Source organism: Thiothrix eikelboomii (assembly GCF_900167255.1).
In the GTDB taxonomy this organism is placed as follows: Bacteria; Pseudomonadota; Gammaproteobacteria; order Thiotrichales; family Thiotrichaceae; genus Thiolinea; species Thiolinea eikelboomii.
Genome location: NZ_FUYB01000003.1, coordinates 253,985 through 269,976 on the forward strand (window position 1 = coordinate 253,985; position 15,992 = coordinate 269,976).

Here is a 15,992-nt window from a genome sequence, read left to right on the forward strand (position 1 = left end):
TAGAGTTGATGCCTATAGTTACGGTGCTGCAGTGACCGCACCATCACCAGCGGCAGCGGCAATCCGCGCTTTGAGTGCAGTAGGCGTTAAGAGCTGACTCAGCTCACCAATCTCCTCAATTTTGGACTTCAGCTTCGTCCAAATATCATCCAGTGCTCCTTTGATAGTGGTGGCGGTCAAGCCTGATGCATTACCGGTGTCATAGCTAATATCGCCTGCAGTGAGTACCACAGCGCCGACTTTGCCATTGACTGATGCCACTAAGTCAGACCGCCCCATCACGATCCAAACATCACCATCCGACATAATGGTGTCACCGGGTAATACAGACACTGCACCATTGCCGATGGTTACAGTTCCTTCTGCAGAAACCTTATAGATGTTGCCCGCTTTGGTGACGTCAGGCAGAGTCGGTAATGTATCGGTGATAGGGTCGAAGAAGCCGACAAACTCTAACCCACCTTCGCGTAGGTATTCAGGGATAAACTCAGACTTCAAATAGCCCGTGTTAGGGTCAAACTTTGATTTTAAAGCGGCAACATCGGCTTCCAGCGCCTGAACTTGCGCAGCCTGGCCGGTTAATGCACTGGCGAGCTTGGCCAACGTGTCATAGGCACTATCCACACCACCACGAATATCGGCTTTAGCCTGCTCAAATAAACTGGCAATAAAAGAGGCCGAGCGAGTGACATTAGTCGCACTGTTTGGCGCGTTATCATCAATCACAGACGTTAAATCAATAGCAGCGAATTGCTGTTGCAAAGCGTCAATATCGGCCTCAGTAGCCGCTTTTGCTTCATACAAGTCACCAACATTGTCTGCCAAAATATTTAAATTTTCGGTTACTTGCTCATAGGCCGTTGTCATGCCGTTATCCTCAATGGTAATTAGTAAAGGTTGAATGGCACTGGTTGTGCCGTCTGTTAACTCGATATCCAGCTCAAATACCCGATCTTGATTATGATCAAGTGGGAATTCCCAATCGGTGGCTAGGCTGGACACCAACACCCCGGATGTTAGATTAAAATGAGCTACATCAGCTCCACCGATCAAGCTGGCGGTTACACCTGCGGACAGTTGCAAATTGATTTGCAATAGAGCCTCTTCCATAGCCGCTATATGCTTTGCGGGGAGGCGATAACCGTTCCACGGTTGGGTTGGCCAACCATCGAAACCCCACACGGGCAACGTTAAATCAATGCTTTTCACTAACATTCCTTGATATAAATTGGCTCTTCACAGCGCTGGACTCTTCCCAGAATCACGCCATTGGCGTCACCCCCCGAATCCAGCAAGAAGGCCACTTCATCGCCGGATTTATAAGCTGATGATTGCAGCATGTATTTCACCCTATTGATCTCGACATAAGCATTCGGTATCAAGCGAGGCATCCAATGCGTGCGGGTTTTACTTGCACCAAATGCGACCCTATACAAATTGCGCTTGTGATCAACAATACGCCCAAACTTCAACACGTTATGTAAACGGCGTTCATTTTCGGTTTGCTGAAATTGACTCATGGCAATACCTGCTCCGGCTCCTGGGCAAACACCTGATAAAATACCTTTTGCACAGGCGCGGCAGCGGTAAACAGAGGGCTATCACCCAAATAAACGACCTGACAAAACGTCACCACAAACGAGTCATAACCCGCCTGCCCTTGCTTCCATCGTCCTGGCAAAGCATCCAACTCTTCAATTGGCTCTACCTGACCACAGGCATGCAACTTGCTGCTATTACTAAGCCAGCGCATCACTTCTGCTGAAAAATTACGTAGCTCTATTTGCAGATGAGGCGTTTGACTACCCAAGATACAGTGCACCAGAACCCCACACCGTAGGGCATCTCGACCATCACCTCGTTCATCACTCACACTTCCTAAGCGTTCAATCTCAAGTATGAGAGCCGGAGTATTGATTATTAATCCAGCATCCAAGTCAGCAGTCTGTTCATTTAAATAAGCCTGTACAGTTTCCAGCGAGTCGCCAAAGTGCGCACGCAAACCATCCAACAAGATCTGCTGATAAAGCTCTAAGCTACTCACATCTAGACGTGTCGAACTCATCGCACTCCATTTTTGCTTTGCAAATACTTGATTGATTGCTTCAGTTCTTTAGCAAGTTTTTCCTCGGCATCGTTCATGATGATTTCAACAGCCTGCCATGCATGCTGCTTAATCGGAACACCTTGTTCGAGTACAGGTAAGCGTCTACTCGTCACTCGCCGAAAAACACCTTCGTGTCCACTCCGCATTTGCGCCAAGAATCCGCCCTCTTCATAACGACGAGAAACGGTATAGCCACTGCCAGTGGGACGCCCGACTCCAAACCGGCGCAAATTCATTTGATAAACACCGGCCCACATCCGAGCTGCTACACCTTCCTTACTGGCATTACTGACCCGAATTCGAGTACGTAAGGCGCGTAAAGTGATCTGAACTCGTTCGCTTTCACTCAATTCACCTTGTAAATTACGAGTAAATCTAGATACTACCCAACGCAGCGTTCGGTTTTCTGCCATGCGCAGTGCTTGCTGTAACTGCTTTGGCTCTAAACCCGTTAACTCCATTAATCGACCAGGGTCATAATATCCCGATTGATCATCTAATAAAGCCAAGGCTTTGCGGCTAGAAATGCCAATCGCAGCTATCGCCATTGTCGACCTAACGTATCCATTGGATCTGACTGCTGTTCACGCAACTCCACTCGATACAAGGCACCTTCTGAAGGAAGAAATTCAGCCATTTCAAAACTAGGATGTGATTTGCACAACACATGCACCTCTGCCCCCATTTCATAATTGCCATCGTTTCGGTGTAGCCACAAGTAAGGCTGACGCATCAGTTGACGCATGCTTTTGCCCTGCACGGCATGTCCCTCTATAGATAGAATTTGCTCAACCGTCGGATAACTAAAAATGCCCTTCAGTACCTCGCCATCAATCAATAGCCAATCACCTAGACGCTCAATCAAAGTGCGAGCGCGAATGCTGTCTAGTTGGCGATAATCAAGCACCACTAACCAGCCAGCTTCACCGCGACAACCGCATCATTTGCTGCCGCACTGACCCAAACACGACCTGCAACAACACCACTAGCAGTCGAAGTCACACCCGTATCACCCCAATAGCACAGCGAACCTTGCAACAATACATCGCTAGTCTTGGGTAATAGAAAGACTCCAGTCAGTTGCACACTACCCATCTCAGCAGCCGGGATATCAGACAATGCGACTCCCACACAATCAGCAAATACCACCACAGCACCCGATAAAACCGCCGAAGTGCTGGTGTTGAGGTAATCCATCACATTGCCCGGCTGCATATAATTATTAGCCATGATCAAGCCCCTGCATTAAATTGAGCGCCACGGTAGTCGATTGCACCGCAACCAACATCCAAACGGATCTTCATCTCAGCGCCCTCGGTGCGCCAACCGTCGATCACCTCGACATAAGGCTCTTCAACACCGTTCAAAAACAGCATTTCAATCACTGGAGCCACATTCGGATTTGCTAACAAGTAATAACCAGACTTCATCCGGCTAGAGGCGACGACCTCAGCCAGGCCCATAACACCATTAGGTTCAGCACGACCAGCTGCACCCGCGATAGGTTGATTCTGTGAAGTCATCCATTTAGTAGCTAGCATCTTGTCAACACGCGGTACAAGTAAGAATGCTGGTTCGATCATCAGCTCCTGTTCACCGCCAATGTCTTTGTGCGTGCCCATTCGAACGGCCATTTTGTCCAGAGTAGCCTCACCCAGCGTGCCAAGATCTGCACCGGCTGCGATATTGTTATGCTTAGCATGGAATAAAGGAAAACCGTCATTGAGCTTGGGATTAGCAACTAAGATAGAGTACGCCAAGGCTTCGAGCGTATTGGCTGCACTAGTACCTGCCCACCTAGCCGTATCCAGCAAATAGCCTAGATCATCATTAATGATGGCCTCACGTGTGATCCCGATAATGTTGCCTTTGGTGCGTGCCCGTAGCTTTTCCTTTTCGCCGTCTGGGATGGTTTTGTTTTTCAACTCGCCATTTTCCATTACATCATCCAAGACACCGATTGAGCCAAGGCGCAACCGCTCAGAGTCACGGAAATCAGATACTTGACCTACTTTGCACCAGCTACGCCATGTTGAAGGCACACGAGCGTACTCCAGCAATACAGCTTCAGAAATAGCGCGCTCTAGGATGACTGGAAAATCAGAGCGGGTTTGCATGTTCAATGCACGCCCTGCAATGACCAACGGCATTTCACCCATATAGGCCAATCCTGCTTGGTTCAGACAAGCTTTAGCCATATCCATCAAAGTCATGTGAGCATAAGGATTGCCCCGCTCTAACTTAGCCAAGCCACTGCGTGCATGTAATGCCTGCACAGCTGCTGAAATGCGTTTATCCTGTTCATCTTCAGTAACAACAGCAATACCACCACCAACTGCACCCGGTGACTCAGCACCCAGTTTATTTAAAATAATTTCCCGCGCTTTATCAGCTGAGCAATTCATGTCAACTAGCGCTGCTTGAGCTTCTGTAGCATAACGACCCGACAAGCCACCGAACGGCTGAAACACCGCCAATACAGCAGTACGGCGATTTGCTTCGACTTGCTTGAACTCACGTTGCAGCTCTGCCGCATTAACTGGCTGATTAGCAGGATGATTGGCCGCCGATACCTCTGGCGGTGTTGGAGAATGGCTTGCTGGTGGCGGCGCTACACCGGCTCCCGCACCATTGGCGGTAGGCTGGGCATTACGCAGGTCAGCAGGAGATAATCTGCGCTTCATTTGCGCAGCAACGGCGGTAGGCATATGTTTTAACCCTGATTCCATGTTTTTCCAAATGTTCGTACTGATAGCGTCTGCTGCCTGATCCAAATCGACCTCAGGCGTAATTTCATCAATTAAACCAAACGCCAGCGCCTCTTCTGCCGTAAACCAAGTCTCGGCATCTAATAGTGGTTGGATCTCTTCAGCAGTTTTTCCAGTTTTTACGCTATATTCCAAAATCAAGGATGACTCTAAGCGCCGAGCCACATCCGCTGCAGCTTCTAAGTCCTTTGCTGATCCCCATGCGCCATTACTAACGTTGTGAATCATGATGTGAGCATTTCGCGCCATACGCAGTTTCCCAGGCGCAGCAGCTAGCATCACCATCGTCGCAATAGACATAGCAAATGCATCAATATCTACTGTTACTTCGGCAGGGTGTTTGCGTAAGGTATTGAGAATGGCTAACCCGTCATCCACTAGCCCACCCACTGAATTAATATGCACAGTAATGGTCTGAGCCGACGGGTATTTTTGTAATAAAGCAATGACCTGTTCAGCATCAGCTGGAACATCCTCTTGCCAATCCCAGCCACCGATCATGCCGTACAAGTGTAAATCCAGGTGCGTACCGCTGGATGCAGCCGCAAAGTTCCACCAACGCTCTTGCAGAGCCGAAGGAATAGACGAGGGAGTTTTTCTGGTTAAACCACCAGAAACAGCACCCACTGCACTAGCAGTGGGTGAAATCAGTGGTTTTGCAATGCAGTTTGATGTATCCATACGCAACAAGGTATGCGCTGGATGATGATACAGCTAGGCAAACGCTGCTTTTAATTGCTAGGGAGTGAGTGATTAGAAGACTGAGGAGCTTATTCAATAAGCACTAAAAGATACTGATGTGATTTATGGTGTGCTAGTTGCACAAAGACTCACAAGGAACACCATCTCGGTGACGGCGAAACGAGCAAATCAAGGCACATCCTTGTGCCTCCCCAATCTAGCTCAGTTGATGCTGTGCCATGCGAGTCCGCACCGTGCAGCGGTTTTTCTGCAAGAGTCGGGCGGCTTCGGTTTGGTTGCCATCAGTGCATTCCAAGGCGGCTTTGAGCATGCCGCTTTCGGCTTGGCGGATGATGCTATCCCAGATCGACCACGATAGGTTGTCTTCCGCCAAGAGTTCGCGGGTAGTGAAGTAGGCTTCGTATTCTAGTGCAGTCATTGATGAGTCTCCAGTTGCTTAGTCACTTCTTTCCAGTTTAAGGGCTGGGGCAAGCCGGTTTGATATTCGCTATACCATTGCTTTTTCAGTTCGCTGGTTGAGGGAATGCCTCGACCTAGGTGGTTGCGTAGATAGTCGCTAACGATGGATTGTAAGAAGGGTTTAAGGTCATGGAACACCTGCTCGTGCATGTCGGTGAGTAAGGCTTTGGCACGATGGTATTCACTGACGGGTAGTTTTCCCACATTTTCGACATTGGTTTCAAAGCGGATGATATTCCAGAGGTGTTTTTTGGCTTGAGGCAGGGCGTTCATGACGTTAGCCATGATGTCAACGATATGTTCCAGTTCTTGGTATTGCTTGGTGCTGATGGTTTGCGGTGCAGTCATCGGCGCACTGATGTAACTCCCCGTTTTGCGGATGCTAGGCAGCACTTCATCACACACCCAGCTTTCAAATTTCTCTGCTTCAGGTTTGCGGCTTTTGATGATGAGGCGGTAGAGGTTGCCTTCGTTGATGAAGGTAATTGCTCGCATTTGTCCACCTGAGCTGATGTCACGTTTCGTTACACCAGATGTACGGCAATGATCTGCAAGGGCTTTTCGGCTGTTGGCATAGCCGAGCACGTCGCAAACATCAGCAACAGCAAACCAAGGTTCATTATCAATGGTAATGATACGAATGGCGTTTCCATTAAAATTAAAGGTGTTAGCAGGATTAATTTCAGCAGGTTGAGTGCTGATGGTGATAGTTACGTTTTGCATGATAGTAGTTCCAGTTCAATGTTGGACTACCCGCAGTCTGGTTCCTAAGCAGAGGTGCGGGAGCTGTACAGGGTTAGGAACTACCGGGAACTGAATACCGGCCAGCCTGACGGCTGCCCCGCACAGTCCCACATAGAGGACTTTTGCACCCGCAAGTATACCGCAGGCACAAAAAAACCGCTTGACGCGGTTTGTGCGTTCAGTTCACGACGGGGTTCCTAATCCCGATGCAGTTTTTTGCTGCATGGGGTAAAAGTATAACTTTTATACTTGGCTGTCAAGTGGTAGGATTTATACGCAAAATTTCAGCAGGGCATTTAATCTATGGCTAGAGTCACTTATTCCATCATTGTTGAACATCAAGGTCTGGGTAAGTGGCGTGAAATAAAAGGCTACGATAGATATTTAGTTGAACAAAAAGCTCGCCTTCAAGAATTGCAATGGAGCGAGCAGTGGTATCAAAAATGCCTTAAAGAAGAACAGCTACAGCAAAAAAAGGCTTACGCACAGGCAGAACAAAATCGCAAACAAGCTACTTTAGTTGAAAAAGAACGTGAAAAAGAAAGACAAAAACAAGAATTAGAGCAATTACGCCAATCAGCTGAAGATCAAACTCAAGAAGCACAAGATACTATTACTGCCATACAGGGAATACTTAAACACACGCTAGCAATTAATGACGCTATTAATTGGGATGGCTTAAAGTCATATAAGCCATTTAATCAAAGAGAGCCTTTGCTGCGTTATATTCCAGAACCTTCACTACAGGTTTATCCAAAAAAACCCGAGTTTCCACTAGAACCAAGCCGTGATGACTTCAAGCCTAAGCGCACAATTATGGGTAAGCTCATTAAATCTGTCAGAACCAAACAAGATAGTTCTGCTGACTCAGCGTACCAAGACGCACTATTGGAATATAGTACACAAGTTAAAGAGGCCCTGAGTAACTGGGAAAAACAGTGTCAAGTGATAGGTGCAAAAAACAATGCACTACAGATCGCTTATGAGCAACAAAAAAGCACTACTAAACAGAAATATGATATTGACTTTAGTCGCTGGGAAAGCGAAAAACTACAATATGAAGTTCGTCAAGTTGAAGAAAATGCAAGAATAGATCAGCTTAAAGCAGCTTACTTTAATAAAGATTCAGGTGCCATTAGCGACTATTGTGAAATGGTTCTTAGTGCTTCTCAATATCCTGATAATTTCCCCCAAAATTTTGATTTGGAATATCGAGATGAGACTGGAATACTGATTGTAAACTATGCCTTGCCAGCATTAACTGACATGCCAACTTTATCAGAGGTAAAGTTTGTTCAGAGTAGTCGCTCATTTAAAGAATCATTTTTGAGTGAAAAGGCCATTAGCTCTTTATACGACGAAGCAATCTATCAAATTGCTCTTCGTACTTTACATGAACTATTTGAAGCTGATGTTTTAAATGCGTTAGTAGCTATTGTACTGAATGGATCAGTAACAGCGACCGATAAAACCACTGGCAACTTGACCACTACTTGTATTTTGTCAATTCAGGTTAAAAAAGAAGAATTTGTAAAAATAAACTTAGCTAATGTTGACCCCAAAGCCTGCTTTAAAGCGCTCAAAGGTGTAGGTAGTAGTAAGTTGCACGGCATGACCGCTATTGCCCCCATTTTGAATATCAGCCGCGAAGACAAACGCATTGTTGATTCCTATGATGTTGCCGACAGTCTTGATTCATCAGTTAATTTAGCTGCAATGGATTGGGAAGACTTTGAACATCTCATTCGCGAGGTTTTCGGTAAAGAGTTCTCTGCCAATGGAGGTGAAGTAAAGGTCACGCAAGCCAGTCGTGATGGTGGTGTTGATGCAATAGCCTTCGACCCTGACCCAATCCGTGGTGGAAAGATAGTGATCCAAGCTAAACGCTATACCAATACTGTTGGTGTATCTGCCGTCCGTGATCTATTTGGGACAGTACAACATGAAGGTGCAACTAAAGGCATATTGGTAACTACCGCAGATTATGGTCCTGATGCCTACGAATTTATTGCTGGAAAGCCACTGAGCCTACTCAACGGCGCAAACTTGCTTTATCTATTAGAGAAGCATGGACATCAAGCACGTATTGATATTAGGGAAGCAAAAAAGCTTATGGGTAGTTCTTAGTTGATCCTTCAGCGTATCCTATGTAAATTGAATAAACACCGCATTGGCAGTTCCCGTAGTCGGTGCTGAACAGATCAAACTAAACAACGTACCCCGTGAGAGTCTTTTAATGAGTATCTTGTCATTTTCTGGGCTATTAGCTGCAGCTCTTGCCATATTTGCTTTAATAGCGGTAATTAAACCATTTGGTTTTTTAAAATCACGATGGCAAGCACTCGGACTACTTTTAGTAGCTTTACTAGCCTTCGCTGGAATATCGATGGAAGTAGCTGATCAAAACAAACAGGCCATCCATGTTGTTGTTAAATCAATGGAACGCCTAGAACGTGAAAAGTCGCTCAATGAATACAGAGAAAAGGCTATCAATGGGCATTACATTGATTGGAGAAACATGGCTTTTGCTCTAAGTTCAGGGGATGCATCAGACGAAGATCGAATACAAGCCTGCGCATGGCGAATTGCCATTATCTCGCCTAAGAACCCCAAAATTGATGCAGGTGATGAAGGCAATTTAGAAATGGATTGTAATCAACGTGGGCTAACAGAAGATCAGATAAACAAAGCGAGTGATGAAGCCAAACGCATCATACTCACCTTAAAAAACTAGATCTTTCGAAAAAACAACCAGTGCCAACACTGGTTGAACCTAAACCAATCAATCATCCACTAACCCATCTTCTTCCCCCGGTTGTGGATTCGCAGCCATCACCGGCAGAATACCCAAACGTTTCATTGCTTCTAAATCACGTTTCCTCTGTCGGAATACCGACATGGGGTTCCCACCCCGACGACGGATAATTTCCGAGTGGGATGTCAAGCCATTCGCCAGCATGGATTCATTTGCTTTGGCTTCACGCTGAGGGTCAATCCATGGCATCGCTGTGCCGTAGCAACTCAAATCATACAAAGTGCGCTGCTCAACCCCACTGGGTAAACGCAAAGAACCCGACAAAAGCGCCATATCTAAAAATCGGGTGTAATCAGGCCGACAAGTATGGGCGACAAAATGCTCTTGCAGCACTTCATAATTTTCTTGCTGTTCGACCAACTCTTGCCGTTGCGCTGAAAACGTACCGTTATAGTCCTTCGCAGCGCTGGAATAACTAACCCCTGCACCCGCAGCGGCCGCACGCAGTTGCCCTGAGCGGAACTCATTTAAGCCCGTATTGGGACGCTTGGTATCAAAAATCCCAACCTCTTCGCCAGGCAACATGTCGAACAACGTCATCCCGTTTTCAAACCGTTGGCGCTGGCGGGAAAGCCCATTTACATTGGCAGGATCAAACATATCAGGCGATCCTTTACGTACATAGCCCACCATCTTAGCAGCAATGCGAGCTGCAATCCGCTCAGCTTCTTCATAGTCCTTTAAATCATCCAAGCGATTGAGCACACTAGCAAACACTGATACTCCACGGCCTTGGCCAATACGCTGCGCAATTTTTAAATGACTCGCAAAATAAGAACTAACGCGAAAGGGCTGTTGACCAAATCCCAATAGATCACCAGGATGATTGCGATAAAACCAATAGGCTCTGACCCGGCCCCATTTGTCGCGCTCAATGCCTTGACGCACCCCATTATTCGTATCATTTAAACCAAAGGGGCAATAGTCAGGCTCGAAAAATTGTAGTGACAACGGTATCTCTGAACCATGTTGCAGCTGAGGTACATTACCTAATTGATAAACTTTGAACACCTCACCATCCCGAAACCAAGTACGGGCTAATAAACGCTCCATATCAGTACGGGTATATTCATCACCATACACGCTCGGACGCAAGCTCCAGCGATTGTGCAGCTCCAACAGCTCTTCGTTAAATTCATCAGCAAGGTCACCATTTTTTAAACGCACCTGTGGCTCATAGCGAATGCCACGACCGACTGTACGATTGACTAAAGTATCAAGAATGCCTTTAGCTAGATCATGATTTTCATCGAGATGGCGGGCTTGGATGCGTAATTGATCGCCTGCACGCGACATCACCGCATCACCGCTACCTCGATCAGTGCGTCGCTTACGTTCGTAGCTAGGAACAGCCGCCTCGTAAAAGTTGGTACTGGCTCTATAAAATACCCCACCCAGCCAATAAGCAATACGACGGACAGAGTTTAATTTTACGGGCTTACTCATGTCAAATCCGGGGCACGATAACTAAAGCTGCCAAAAGTAGAAGATCGACCTACATTCGACTGTTGAGCTGCTATCGTTGCCCGTCGTTCCCATTCTTGGCGGGCTTTAATAATTTGTCCCAAATCCTCCATCACAACACGCCGACCATTTTCCATCGTGACATCCTTACCAGATAAAACATCGGATTCAATTTGCAAATAATACTCAAACCACTGCTTTGCAGTACGTTGCGCGGCTGGAACTACCTGAACAGGCTCATAATTACCCATATAAATCCCTAAACTCAGTGCTAATTAATGCGCTACTATCCTGACAAAAATAAACACAGGTAGGCTAGGCAAGCGACGCTTTAGATTGGCGAACCCCACTGGCAGGCTTCATGATTCGATTTACGGTTGTCACGTGTACTCCCAAGCGCTCTGCAATCATCGGCGTCGATAGCCCTTGGCGAGACAAAGCTTGCACCTGCAGGCGCAAACGTTGCCGACTGGCTGCCACCAACTCCTGGTGGCGACTATGAATATAAACACGACCACCTCCCCACTCTTCCTGCACATGCGTGGTCACGAATTGAATGGCTTCTGAAGCCAATTGCTCCGATAAGCCTACTTGCTTCATCAGGCCATCAGTCAACTGATACATCCAATCCACAAAACGATCTGCATCCCCTTGTTGCAACTGGCTTGCTGCAAGTAGTTGCTCATTGTCCATTACCATGCTGCCTGAACCTCCGTAAATGTATTGTCGGTTTTTTTCGCGGAAGGCATCCGTGCTGAAACGGATTGCACAGGATGAGCAGTTGCGAACAAATCAACTACACTCAATCCTTGTTCCAACGCATCCCAGCGCTGGTTTGAATAACGATGTAACCCTATTTTTTGTGCAATGCACTGTATATAAACCAAACAGTCCAAAGCCTCATTGCGAGTACTACTGGATTTAATCCAGTCATACACAGCAAAGCCATGGCGATAGCGCCGCACTTTTTTCTCACTGGTCAGTTGCTCAAAAACTTCGAGCGGCAACCAATCCGGAAAGTGAATCACACCCGCACCTGACCGATCGGTACGTTGAAATCTGTTGTAAAGCATGTCTTTAGCCGTATCGGTCCCCACCAAATAAAGCTGCACACCTTGTTTTGTAGTTTTGCCACGCCAATCAATGTCTTGCCATGAAGGTCGGCCCAAAATAGGACGGTTTTTGCGACTCTCACCCTTGACCGCAACAGCCCCATGATGAACATGATTACGTACATAGTGATAAGCGTCATGAGTGTGATGACCACCCGTATCAACAGCGTAAGCCTCTACCGTCAGTACAGCGCCACTGGCATGTACCCATGGCTTCAATAACCAATCATCCACTTCACGCCAAGGGCTATCCCGTTTTTCACTATCATCAGCAGAAACACCGGGATCACCCAAAAACACCTCATAATCTATCAACCACTGCTCTTCGCCCCGTCCAAATGCATATACATATGCCTCCAAACGGTTATCCTGCACATCCACAGCCCCCACCAACACCAGACCACCCGCAGGAATAATGCTGCGCCCATAAGCATCTGCTTTGGTTTGTAGCAGTGTGGCGTTCACGTCATTAACTTGCTCTTTCCAAGTCTCCGCTAACACTGTATTGGTAAAGGTTTTTAGTAGTTCTACATCACTCTGGGCATCTAACCAGTCCTGTACGGCCTGCACCCATGAGTACCAGCCTAAAGGGGAGTAAAGTGAGTTGAGGTGATAGCTCCGCCGATGTTTGGGAGATTTTGGGTGATGCGCTACCCATCGACCCGCAGATAACATGGCAGGCTTGTGATGTTCTGCTATCGCCTGTTGGCAATCGCCACATTGGTAATAAACACTGCTAGGCTGTTCTTCACGCGGAAGATTTTTCCCCCAACGAATATTGGCCCACACCAACGGCTGCTCAGTACCACAATGAGGGCAAGGTACATGGTAATAACGCTGATCCCCTTTGAGAAAAGCACGCTTTACGCGGCTTAGGCCATCCACCGTCGGTGTTGATACCCGAAAAATCTTTTTGCGGGCAAAGTTTTGAGTACGCTTAATGGCCAGCTGTTCAGGATCGCCCTCACCATCCAAATCAAAGGGATAGGCATCCACCTCGTCCAGCAATAAATTAGCCACTGGCATCGAACGCAAACCAGTCGCAGAGTTAGCACCTGTGATTACAAGATAACCACCTATAAAATCCTTTTCGAGCATCGTATTACCACTATCACGACTTCGCTCAGGTGCTATTTTTTCACTTAGCACAGCCATGTCTCTTACCATCGGTGCAATACGCTGGCGACTGTAACGCTTTGCCATTTCTAAGGTGGGCTGCACAACCATCGTTGGGCCGGGGTTATGATCAATGGTATAACCTACAAAATTATTCCCCACCTCAGTACCACCAATTTGAGTAGCCTTCATCAACGTGACTTCTTGCACGTCCGATGTGCAGGATAAATCCAACATGATTTCACGCATGAAGGGCACGCGACTGGTTTTCCACATACCTGGTTCCGGACTAGATTTTTCGGACAACACTCGATGCTCATCGGACCAATCCGCTATATTGATAGGCTTGTTTGGACGAATACCGGCAGAGAAGCCAGTCGCATACGCACTAATCAATCATGGCCTCCTTGATCAATACTCACCACAGGCTCAATAGTTTCTGGTGGTTTAGTCTCGATTGGATCTGATTCCATTTGACTAATCTCATCGGCTAATTCAGTCAGCGCCTCTATCAGCGCACTTTCCAGCTTACGATGCACACTGAGTGGATCGTGGTCATTGGCCAGATCTTGAGATATGCGCAGTGGTATATTTAAGACAGCCGTTCTCACTGCACGAGCAATTCTGAATGCATCACGACGCTGAACTTCAGCGTCAACCAGCATGCTTTTCTTTTCCTCGGTATCCAAACGAGCCAGCTCTGCTCTGTGCATTAGCCACTTGGCACGTTCTACTTCTGCATCTACACGTGCACCTTGCACACCCACATCATTGCTTGCTTTGTTGGGGATTTGATCATTGAGATACCGTATATAACCTTGCACCGATTTGATTAGGTCATAGCGACCACGATCAGTTTTTTCAACTACACCTTCATTGGCTAGTTGCTGTACCCGACGTGGCGTTAGTAACAACAAGCGTGACATTATTTCGACAGGGTATGACAGGCGTTCACTGGACATTGAGTTGCTCCAATAAAACCCCTTCTTCGGGTAGTTCAATCATCACTTCGTTAGCGGTAATTTTTTTTAATTGTTGGATAACAAGCTCTTCCGTTAATCCTTCTAACTCCACTAATTTGATAATGAAATTAGCCGGTACTTGTTGATTCAACATTTGTACATAACGCTGTACTGTTTCTATAAAACAGTAACGACCTTGCAGGGTTGGCAATACACCCATTCTCGATAATTGGTGCAATTCATCTAACGATAAAAGCAAGACATCCGCCATAACCTCTGATGCACACAAAACCCTCATGCAACCCCCACATGGTAATTCGGAGCCAGATATAAACTTGCTTTTTTCCCTGTATAGTCTTCCCAGCGCTTAATGATGACATCACAATACGCAGGCTCTAACTCCACCAATGCAGCCTTGCGCCCGTTTTTTTCAGCCGCAATAAGGGTCGACCCAGAGCCACCGAATAGATCCAATACTACCTGCCCACGCTTAGAACTATTGAGAATGGCACGCTCACATAGGGCTACTGGCTTCATCGTGGGATGCAAATCATTGATATGGGTACGGGTAATTTCCCAGATAGATTGCAATCCAGAATCTAGCTGCCAATTATCTACAGCTCCTTTCTCCCCATAAAATCGATGCTCTTCATTCCATCCGTAAACAATGGGCAGATAGTCATCTACCCAACCGTAAATAATTGGCTCATAAGTAGATTTATAATCACTATTTGAAAGAGTTAAATGCCCCTTTTGCCAAATAATTAAATTGCGCCATTTCAATCCTGCAGCTTTGATGGCATCAAATAACCAGTCGACACCTAACCTATAAAAGCAGATATACCAACTCCCAGCACAGAAGCGCTTTACATTGGTAGCTACAGCTAGCAGGAAGGCTTCACCCTCTGCTTTCCCCAATTTGTCATTAGTAATCGGTGCATGTCTCCCATTCGCAGAGGTGCTACCATCACCCTTCAAACTTCCACGAAAATTCATTAGGTAGGGAGGGTCAGTAAATATCATGTCTGCTTTACTAACGCCCGTCGCAACCAATAGCGCTAATACTGTGGCTGGTTCCGTAGAGCTTCCACAAATCAGGTAATGTTCACCTAGCTGCCAAATATCGCCAACTTTGGTAATAGCTTGGTCATTATGCAAATCAGGGCATTCATCTTCGTGGGTGAGGAAGCTTGGAGAATCTTCTAGCAACAGGCGTGATAAATCATCGTCACTAAAGCCTAGTAACGATAAATCAAAACCATGCTGCTCAAGCGCAGATAGCTCTTCAGCTAAAAGATCCTCATTCCATGCGGCCATTTGCGGCAACTGATTATCAGCGAGGATGTAGGCTCTTTTTTGATCCTCAGTCCAACCCTTAGCAAAAACCACAGGGATAGATCCAAAGGGAATACTTTGCCCATCTGACATTTTGAGGTGCTTACCTTGGGCATACAAACGAGTGGCAACCTCCTTTCTTCCATGCCCTGCTATCATCTGATAACGACCACCCACCAACTCAACTAAGGCTGGCATTGTCCAACCTAATCCTTCTGTTTTTTCATCCCCAGCCATAATGCGAGTGATCGCCGAAATCTGTTCCTCTGGATGATTACGAGCATTTTTTTGATAGTCATCAAGCAAATCAATTGGTACGAAATCCATACACAACCCCTTGTTTTTATAAGAAAAACGAAACGAAACGCCAATAAAAAAATCACTAACTAGCGAAATTCCGTGAGTCGC

18 protein-coding genes are annotated in these 15,992 nt (G+C 46.6%); 2 read left to right on the forward strand and 16 right to left on the reverse strand.

Annotation, left to right across the window (positions count from 1 at the left end; all coding sequences use genetic code 11):
* Positions 1 to 18 precede the first annotated feature (18 nt).
* The 9 genes from B5D50_RS05055 to B5D50_RS05095 form a co-directional block, all read right to left on the reverse strand.
* Positions 19 to 1,209 carry a hypothetical protein gene (locus tag B5D50_RS05055; protein WP_143594252.1) on the reverse strand — a complete coding sequence of 397 codons (1,191 nt, stop codon included), beginning with the start codon at positions 1,207 to 1,209 and terminating at the stop codon, positions 19 to 21.
* Positions 1,209 to 1,520, reverse strand: a complete 312-nt coding sequence (locus B5D50_RS05060; RefSeq protein WP_078921498.1) for a hypothetical protein — start codon at positions 1,518 to 1,520, stop codon at positions 1,209 to 1,211. Before B5D50_RS05060 ends, B5D50_RS05055 begins: the two co-directional genes overlap by 1 nt.
* Positions 1,517 to 2,065 (reverse strand): hypothetical protein, encoded by a 549-nt coding sequence (locus tag B5D50_RS05065; RefSeq protein ID WP_078921499.1) that lies wholly within the window; start codon positions 2,063 to 2,065, stop codon positions 1,517 to 1,519. Before B5D50_RS05065 ends, B5D50_RS05060 begins: the two co-directional genes overlap by 4 nt.
* Complete coding sequence (locus tag B5D50_RS05070; RefSeq protein ID WP_078921500.1) at positions 2,062 to 2,655, reverse strand: phage tail protein; 594 nt, start codon at positions 2,653 to 2,655, stop codon at positions 2,062 to 2,064. Before B5D50_RS05070 ends, B5D50_RS05065 begins: the two co-directional genes overlap by 4 nt.
* Positions 2,646 to 3,014 carry a hypothetical protein gene (locus tag B5D50_RS05075; RefSeq protein WP_143594253.1) on the reverse strand — a complete coding sequence of 123 codons (369 nt, stop codon included), beginning with the start codon at positions 3,012 to 3,014 and terminating at the stop codon, positions 2,646 to 2,648. The genes B5D50_RS05070 and B5D50_RS05075 overlap by 10 nt, the downstream gene beginning before the upstream one ends.
* A gap of 2 nt (positions 3,015 to 3,016) precedes the next feature.
* Positions 3,017 to 3,337 (reverse strand): capsid cement protein, encoded by a 321-nt coding sequence (locus B5D50_RS05080; protein WP_078921502.1) that lies wholly within the window; start codon positions 3,335 to 3,337, stop codon positions 3,017 to 3,019.
* Positions 3,338 to 3,339: 2 nt separating this feature from the next.
* Positions 3,340 to 5,556: a ClpP-like prohead protease/major capsid protein fusion protein gene (locus tag B5D50_RS05085; protein ID WP_078921503.1), complete on the reverse strand. Its 2,217-nt coding sequence runs from the start codon at positions 5,554 to 5,556 to the stop codon at positions 3,340 to 3,342.
* Positions 5,557 to 5,773: 217 nt separating this feature from the next.
* Positions 5,774 to 5,995, reverse strand: a complete 222-nt coding sequence (locus B5D50_RS05090) for a helix-turn-helix domain-containing protein (RefSeq protein ID WP_078921504.1) — start codon at positions 5,993 to 5,995, stop codon at positions 5,774 to 5,776.
* Entirely contained in the window at positions 5,992 to 6,759 is a 768-nt protein-coding gene (locus tag B5D50_RS05095) for a BRO-N domain-containing protein (protein ID WP_078921505.1), read from the reverse strand. Before B5D50_RS05095 ends, B5D50_RS05090 begins: the two co-directional genes overlap by 4 nt.
* 324 nt (positions 6,760 to 7,083) lie before the next feature.
* Here B5D50_RS05095 and B5D50_RS05100 point away from each other — a divergent pair, with 324 nt between their 5' ends.
* Together B5D50_RS05100 and B5D50_RS05105 are read left to right on the forward strand one after the other, a co-directional pair.
* Positions 7,084 to 8,907 carry a restriction endonuclease gene (locus B5D50_RS05100; RefSeq protein WP_078921506.1) on the forward strand — a complete coding sequence of 608 codons (1,824 nt, stop codon included), beginning with the start codon at positions 7,084 to 7,086 and terminating at the stop codon, positions 8,905 to 8,907.
* Positions 8,908 to 9,016: 109 nt separating this feature from the next.
* Positions 9,017 to 9,514, forward strand: a complete 498-nt coding sequence (locus B5D50_RS05105) for a hypothetical protein (protein WP_143594254.1) — start codon at positions 9,017 to 9,019, stop codon at positions 9,512 to 9,514.
* Between the two features lie 48 nt (positions 9,515 to 9,562).
* On the opposite strand, the gene B5D50_RS05110 is transcribed toward B5D50_RS05105, so the two are convergent.
* The 7 genes from B5D50_RS05110 to B5D50_RS05140 form a co-directional block, all read right to left on the reverse strand.
* Positions 9,563 to 11,041, reverse strand: coding sequence for a phage portal protein (locus B5D50_RS05110; RefSeq protein ID WP_078921508.1), 1,479 nt, complete (start codon positions 11,039 to 11,041; stop codon positions 9,563 to 9,565).
* A complete protein-coding gene (locus B5D50_RS05115) occupies positions 11,038 to 11,310 on the reverse strand; it encodes a hypothetical protein (RefSeq protein WP_200807033.1) in 273 nt (90 codons plus the stop codon). The genes B5D50_RS05110 and B5D50_RS05115 overlap by 4 nt, the downstream gene beginning before the upstream one ends.
* 64 nt (positions 11,311 to 11,374) lie before the next feature.
* Positions 11,375 to 11,758: a helix-turn-helix domain-containing protein gene (locus B5D50_RS05120; protein ID WP_078921509.1), complete on the reverse strand. Its 384-nt coding sequence runs from the start codon at positions 11,756 to 11,758 to the stop codon at positions 11,375 to 11,377.
* On the reverse strand, positions 11,752 to 13,596 hold the full coding sequence (locus B5D50_RS05125; protein WP_268807803.1) for a phage terminase large subunit family protein: 1,845 nt from the start codon (positions 13,594 to 13,596) through the stop codon (positions 11,752 to 11,754). The genes B5D50_RS05120 and B5D50_RS05125 overlap by 7 nt, the downstream gene beginning before the upstream one ends.
* 83 nt (positions 13,597 to 13,679) lie before the next feature.
* Entirely contained in the window at positions 13,680 to 14,249 is a 570-nt protein-coding gene (locus B5D50_RS05130) for a hypothetical protein (RefSeq protein WP_078921511.1), read from the reverse strand.
* The gene (locus B5D50_RS05135; RefSeq protein ID WP_078921512.1) at positions 14,239 to 14,520 is read right to left on the reverse strand and encodes a hypothetical protein; all 282 of its coding nucleotides are present in this window, start codon (positions 14,518 to 14,520) and stop codon (positions 14,239 to 14,241) included. The genes B5D50_RS05130 and B5D50_RS05135 overlap by 11 nt, the downstream gene beginning before the upstream one ends.
* Positions 14,521 to 14,543: 23 nt before the next feature.
* A complete protein-coding gene (locus B5D50_RS05140; RefSeq protein ID WP_078921513.1) occupies positions 14,544 to 15,911 on the reverse strand; it encodes a DNA modification methylase in 1,368 nt (455 codons plus the stop codon).
* Positions 15,912 to 15,992 lie beyond the last annotated feature (81 nt).